We start from the raw sequence: 5286 nt of genomic DNA, 5'->3' as shown, positions 1-5286 counted from the left end.
GGCTCGCGGCCGGGATCACGGCCCCGAGCCGCCGGAGAGCCTCATGCCCGGAGGGTGGCGCCGCCGTCGACGTACAGGTCCTGCATGGTGATGTGGCGGGCCCGGTCGGACAGCAGGAACGTCACCGCGTCGGCGATGTCGGCGGGGTCCGCGATGCGGCCGAGCGGTATGCCCGTCCGGTACGCGGCCAGGTCGCCCGCGACGACGCGGTCGGCGGCGGCGGCCATGCTCTCGGGGTCCCCGGGACCGAGGTCGGCCCACATGCCGCGCTGCATGTCGGTCATGGTCGAGCCGGGACAGACGCTGTTGCAGCGGACGCCGTGCGGGGCCATCTCCAGACCGAGGCACTTGGTGAACATCGCCGAGGCAGCCTTGGACGCGGCGTACGCGGCCATGCCGGCGCGGGGGATGCCCGCCGCGTTGGACGCGACGGTGACGATGCCGCCCCGGCCGCGCGCCGCCATGCGCCGGGCGACGGAACGTGAGAGGTGGAACACTCCGTCGACATTGACGGCGAAGGTGGCGGCCCAGTGGGCGTCGCTGGTGTCGAGCACGTCGGCACCGCGCAGTACTCCGGCCACGTTGACCGCGAACTCCACCGGGCCGATGGCCTGTTCGACCTCCTCGACCGCCGCCTCCACGGCGTCCGCGTCGGTGACGTCGAGCGGGCGGGCGACCACCCGCGAGCCGTACTTCCGTGCGAGGGCCTCGATGCCGTCCGGGGCGATGTCGGTGGCCACCACCCGCGCACCGTGCTCCACGAGCGCGGTGACGACGGCCTCACCGATGCCCCGGCCCGCGCCGGTGACGAGGGCGAGCCGTCCGTCGAATTCGACGCTCACTTGACCATGGCCTTCCTGATGTCGGCCAGGACGTTCACCGCGGCCTCCGCGCCACCGAGGCTCGTCCACATCGAGCCGTCGATCTCGGTCACATGACCGGCCTCGACGGCGCCGAGCTGCTGGTAGGCGGGGAGCTTGGAGAGCTGGTCGACCACGCCGGAACCTCCGGTCGAGGTCAGGGTCCCGATGAAGAGCCAGTCACCGTCGATCTCGGCGAGGTTCTCCTCGCTGATCGGCGTGGAGTGACCCTCGCCCTTCTCGGCCTGGATACCCGGCCGGGTGAAGCCCAGGTCGTTCAGCACGTCGCTGATGAACACGCCTTGCTGCATGACGGCGGAGCCCTGCGGGGAGTAACGGGCGACGGAGACCTTGGCGCCGGCCTGCGACCCGATGTCGGTCTTGAGGGCGGCGACCTTCGTGTCGTAGTCGGCGAGGAAGGCGTCGGCCTCGTTGGACTTGCCGAGCACCTCACCGGTGAGCGACAGGGACTTCTTCCAGTCCTTGTCATTCCCGATGGTGACCAGGGTGGGGGCTATCTTCCGCAGCTGCGCCAGCACCTGAGTGTCCGTCATCTGCCCGGCGAGGATCACGTCGGGCGCGGCCTGGACGACCTTCTCGATGTCCGGGCCGGTGACCGCGCCCACCACCGGGATGCCTTCGGCCTTCGCCGTCAGGTACGCCGGGGCGCCCTTCTGGCCGCGTCCCGCGGTGAGACCCACCGGCTTCACGCCGAGGGTGAGCGAGGAGTCGAGGTCCATCTCGCTCAGGACCACGACGCGGGCGGGATCGGCCGGGACCGTCACCTCGGTGCCGGCCGCGTCGGTGACGGTCGCGGTGCCCTTGTTGCCGCTGCCGCCGGACGCAGTACCCGAGTCCGAGGAGCCGCAGGCGGTCGCCGTGAGCGCCAGGACGCCGAGGACGGCGACCGCGGTCAGCGGACGGACAGCGCGGCGGGGAGTGGGGGACTGGTTCGGCGTCATGGCCGGAAACCTCCGTAGGAAGGGTGGAGCGGACTGGTGCTGAGGCCCGGTCATGCCCGACGTGCGACATGCGGGCGCGACGAATCCGGGCCGGATCGGCCGTGGGGGGCCACCGGTCCGGGCGACGTCACTTAGGTTAGGCTAACCATATGTTCATTGCGCAAGAGGGCTCTCCCAGAAGGGCGGAAACCCGAACATCCGGGCCAGTCGGGCAAGCCCGAATGTTCGGTTCTTTTCGTCGAGCCCGAACATCCGGGGCCTTTCGTGAAGACCGGGCCAAAGCAGGGGGCGGGGACCGGCATCCGACCCGCTGGGTCCGAGGGCGTGTGTCGAAAGTCCCGACTGTCCGGCGACGCCTGGCATGCACGCTCGCCGCGTTGTCGGGATCGCCCCGGTACATCCAGCACCGGGACGACCCTCCGCCGTGCGATCGCACGCACCGGACGCCGCCGGACCCGCCCTCCGGGCGGACGGGCCCACTTTCGACACACGCCCTGGTGGCCCTCGCCGCCCTGTTCTGCCTGGCCCTCGCCTCCCTGCTGACGGGCACGGGCTCCACCTCGCCCGCCCGGGCCTGGGACTACCTCTGGGGCGACCCGTCCGCCCGCGCCGACGCCCAAGTGCGCCTCGCCGTCATGGACGTACGCCTCCCGCGCACCCTCGCCGCGATCCTGGTGGGCCTCTGCCTCGGTACCTCCGGCTGCCTCCTCCAAGCCGCCACCCGCAACCCCCTCGCGGAGACCGGACTGCTCGGCGTCAACTCCGGCGCCGCGTTCGCCGTCGTCCTCGGACTCACTTTCTTCCACGCCGACTCCCCCGGCGCCCTGCTCGTGTGGGCACTGCTCGGAGGCATGGCGGCGAGCGCGGTCGTCCTTCTGCTCGCCGCGTCCGGACGGGCCGCCGGCTCCCCGCTGCGCCTGGTGCTCGCCGGTGCCGCGCTCAGCGCCACCTTCCACGGCCTCACCTCGTACGTGCTGCTGGGCACCCAGTCCACCTTCGACACCTACCGCTACTGGACGATCGGCTCGCTCGCCGGCGTCGAGTCCGGTCAACTCGTGCCCCTGGCACCGCTGGTGGCGATCGGCCTGCTCGTCGCCGGTTGCTGCGTCCGGCCACTCGCCGCCCTCGGCCTCGGCGACGACGGGGCCCGCTCGCTCGGCCACCACCCCGGGCGCATCCGCCTCGTGGTGGCCGTCGCCGTGTCGCTGCTCGCCGGCTGCGCCGTCGCGGTGGCGGGACCCATCGCCTTCCTCGGGCTGCTCGCGCCCTACGCCGCACGCGCCCTCTCCGGCGCGTCCATGGGCGCACAACTCGTCCTGTCCGCGCTGATCGCGGCCGACGTCATGATCCTCGCCGACATCCTCGCCCGGATCGTCATCCGCCCCTGGGAGACCCCGGTCAGCGTGCTCCTGGCCTTCGTCGGCGGCCCCCTGCTCATATGGATCGCCCGCTCCTCCCGGCTCTCCACCGCGGGGGCCGCCGCATGACCGACCGCACCGGGGCGGCTCCCGTCCCCGACCTCACCCCGCCCGACAGCACCGTGCTGCGCACCGGCGCCCTCTCCTGGCTCTTCCCGCGCCGCGGCGCCCTCGTGGCTGCGCTGCTCGTGCCCGTACTCGCGCTGCTCGTGGCGCTCTCCGTACTGGCCAGCTCGACCGGCATGAGCCCGGCGCGGACCCTCTCCGGTCTGCTGGGCACCTCGGACGCGGGCACGGTGATGATCGTCCGCGAATTCCGGCTGCCCCGCGTCTTCGTCGGCATCATGGTCGGTGCCGCGCTCGGGATCTCCGGCTGCCTCACCCAGACCCTGGCCGGAAACCGGCTCGCCACCCCGGACCTGGTGGGCGTCAACGAGGGAGCCACCGCGGCCGTCGTCGCCGCGGCCGCCGGAACGTCCACCGGCATGGTCGGCATGTGGTGGCTCGGCCCGATCGGCGCCGTCGCCGCCGCGGCGCTCGTCGTCCTGTGCGCCGGCGGAGCGGGGAGCGCCGGCTACCGCGTCCTGGTCACCGGCATCGGCGTCTCCACCTTCATCGGGGCGGTCAGCGACCTCGTGATGTCCCGCGAGAACGACAACTCGGCCGGGGGAGTCTTCCTCTGGGCGGTGGGCAGCCTCAACGGCCGTGACTGGGAAGCCGGTACGCCCCTCCTCATCGCCCTCTGCCTCCTGGTCCCGCTCGCCCTGGCCGCCGGACACCGCCTGCAACTCCTGCGGTTCGACGACGACATGGCCGCCACGCTCGGCGTCGACCTGCGCCGGGTACGCGCCGCCGCGCTCGCTCTGGCGGTACTGCTCGCGGGTGTCGCCGTCGGCGTCGGCGGACCGGTCGCCTTCATCGCGCTGGGCGCACCGATCCTCGCGCAGCGACTGGCCGGACCCACCCGGGTACCCGTCCTCGGCGCGGGCCTGGCCGGAGCCGCCCTCGTCACCGCCGCCGACGCGCTCGCCCGCGTCGCCGCCCCCGTCGAACTCCCCGTCGGCGTCGTCACCAGCGTCCTCGGCGGGCCCTTCCTCCTCTGGGTCCTCTTCCGTTCGGACCGCACCGAAGAAAAGGCGTGAACACCCCGGCATGAACTCCCTGATGAAGCAAGCGCCGAGCGGTCTCGAAGTCCGCGGGCTGCATGTCTCGTACCCCGGCCGAGCCGTCGTCAAGGACGCCGGGTTCACCGTGCCGGCCGGGCAGGTCGTCTCGATCGTCGGCCCCAACGGCTGTGGGAAATCAACCCTGTTGCGCGCCGTCGCCCGGCTCCACCAGCCGGAGTCCGGTACGGTCCACGCCGACGGGGCGGACATCTGGTCGCTCGGCCGGCGCGAAGCCGCCCGGCGGGTCGCCCTGCTGCCCCAGTCGCCCCGCGCCCCCGAGGCGGTGACCGTCGCGGGGCTCGTACGGTACGGACGCCACCCCCACCAGGGGCTGCTGCGGCAGTGGTCGCGCGAGGACGAGAACGCGGTGCGCGAAGCGCTGGAGGCCACCGGCACCACCGGCTTGGCCGGCGAGCGGCTCGACCGCCTCTCCGGCGGCCAGCGCCAGCGCTGCTGGCTGGCCATGGTGCTCGCCCAGCAGACCCCCGTGGTCCTGCTCGACGAACCCACCAGCGCCCTCGACCTGGGGCACGTCGTGGAGGTACTGGAACTCGTCCGCGAGGTCGCGCGCGCCGGCCGTACGATCGTCATGGTCCAGCACGACCTGGCCGCCGCCGCCCGCTACTCCGACGTCCTCGTCGCGATGAAGGACGGCAGCGTCCTCGCTCAGGGGAACCCGCGTACCACCGTGACCGCCTCCCTGGTGCGTGAGCTGTACGGGGTGGAGGCCGACGTCCTGGAAGCACCGGTGGACGCCTCGCCCGTCGTGGTGGCCCGGGCGCGCGCGAAGGTGGCGGAGGGCGCCGCGGGCGCCGCCTGACCCGGGCGACGGGCCCGGCGGCAACGCCGACGGCCCGGCACCGAACCAGGGTTCGGTGCC

Annotated in this window: 5 protein-coding genes; 3 read left to right on the top strand and 2 right to left on the bottom strand. The window is 73.0% G+C overall.

What is annotated here, in order from left to right; translation table 11 throughout:
* Nucleotides 1–41: 41 nt before the first annotated feature.
* Entirely contained in the window at nt 42–842 is an 801-nt protein-coding gene (locus ACFWEP_RS31120) for a 2,3-dihydro-2,3-dihydroxybenzoate dehydrogenase (protein WP_387375109.1), read from the bottom strand.
* Nucleotides 839–1822: an ABC transporter substrate-binding protein gene (locus ACFWEP_RS31115; RefSeq protein ID WP_387375108.1), complete on the bottom strand. Its 984-nt coding sequence runs from the start codon at nt 1820–1822 to the stop codon at nt 839–841. Before ACFWEP_RS31115 ends, ACFWEP_RS31120 begins: the two co-directional genes overlap by 4 nt.
* A gap of 497 nt (nt 1823–2319) precedes the next feature.
* On the opposite strand from ACFWEP_RS31115, the gene ACFWEP_RS31110 reads away from it, so the two are divergent.
* The 3 genes from ACFWEP_RS31110 to ACFWEP_RS31100 are packed head-to-tail and all read left to right on the top strand — an operon-like array spanning nt 2320 to nt 5226.
* Complete coding sequence (locus ACFWEP_RS31110) at nt 2320–3309, top strand: FecCD family ABC transporter permease (protein WP_387375106.1); 990 nt, start codon at nt 2320–2322, stop codon at nt 3307–3309.
* The gene (locus ACFWEP_RS31105; protein WP_387375104.1) at nt 3306–4382 is read left to right on the top strand and encodes a FecCD family ABC transporter permease; all 1077 of its coding nucleotides are present in this window, start codon (nt 3306–3308) and stop codon (nt 4380–4382) included. Before ACFWEP_RS31110 ends, ACFWEP_RS31105 begins: the two co-directional genes overlap by 4 nt.
* Before the next feature lie 10 nt (nt 4383–4392).
* A complete protein-coding gene (locus tag ACFWEP_RS31100; protein ID WP_387375102.1) occupies nt 4393–5226 on the top strand; it encodes an ABC transporter ATP-binding protein in 834 nt (277 codons plus the stop codon).
* Nucleotides 5227–5286 lie beyond the last annotated feature (60 nt).

This window comes from Streptomyces sp. NPDC060198 (assembly GCF_042728415.1).
Taxonomy (GTDB): Bacteria; Actinomycetota; Actinomycetes; order Streptomycetales; family Streptomycetaceae; genus Streptomyces.
The sequence above is the reverse complement of the archived record's forward strand: the minus strand, read 5'-3'. Positions and strand labels throughout refer to the sequence as shown.

What these genes read in the sequence shown, in the direction of transcription:
- ACFWEP_RS31100 (WP_387375102.1), top strand. Translation starts at nt 4,393, where the DNA reads ATGAACTCCCTGATGAAGCAAGCGCCGAGCGGTCTCGAAGTCCGCGGG.
- ACFWEP_RS31115 (WP_387375108.1), bottom strand. Translation starts at nt 1,822, where the DNA reads ATGACGCCGAACCAGTCCCCCACTCCCCGCCGCGCTGTCCGTCCGCTG.
- ACFWEP_RS31105 (WP_387375104.1), top strand. Translation starts at nt 3,306, where the DNA reads ATGACCGACCGCACCGGGGCGGCTCCCGTCCCCGACCTCACCCCGCCC.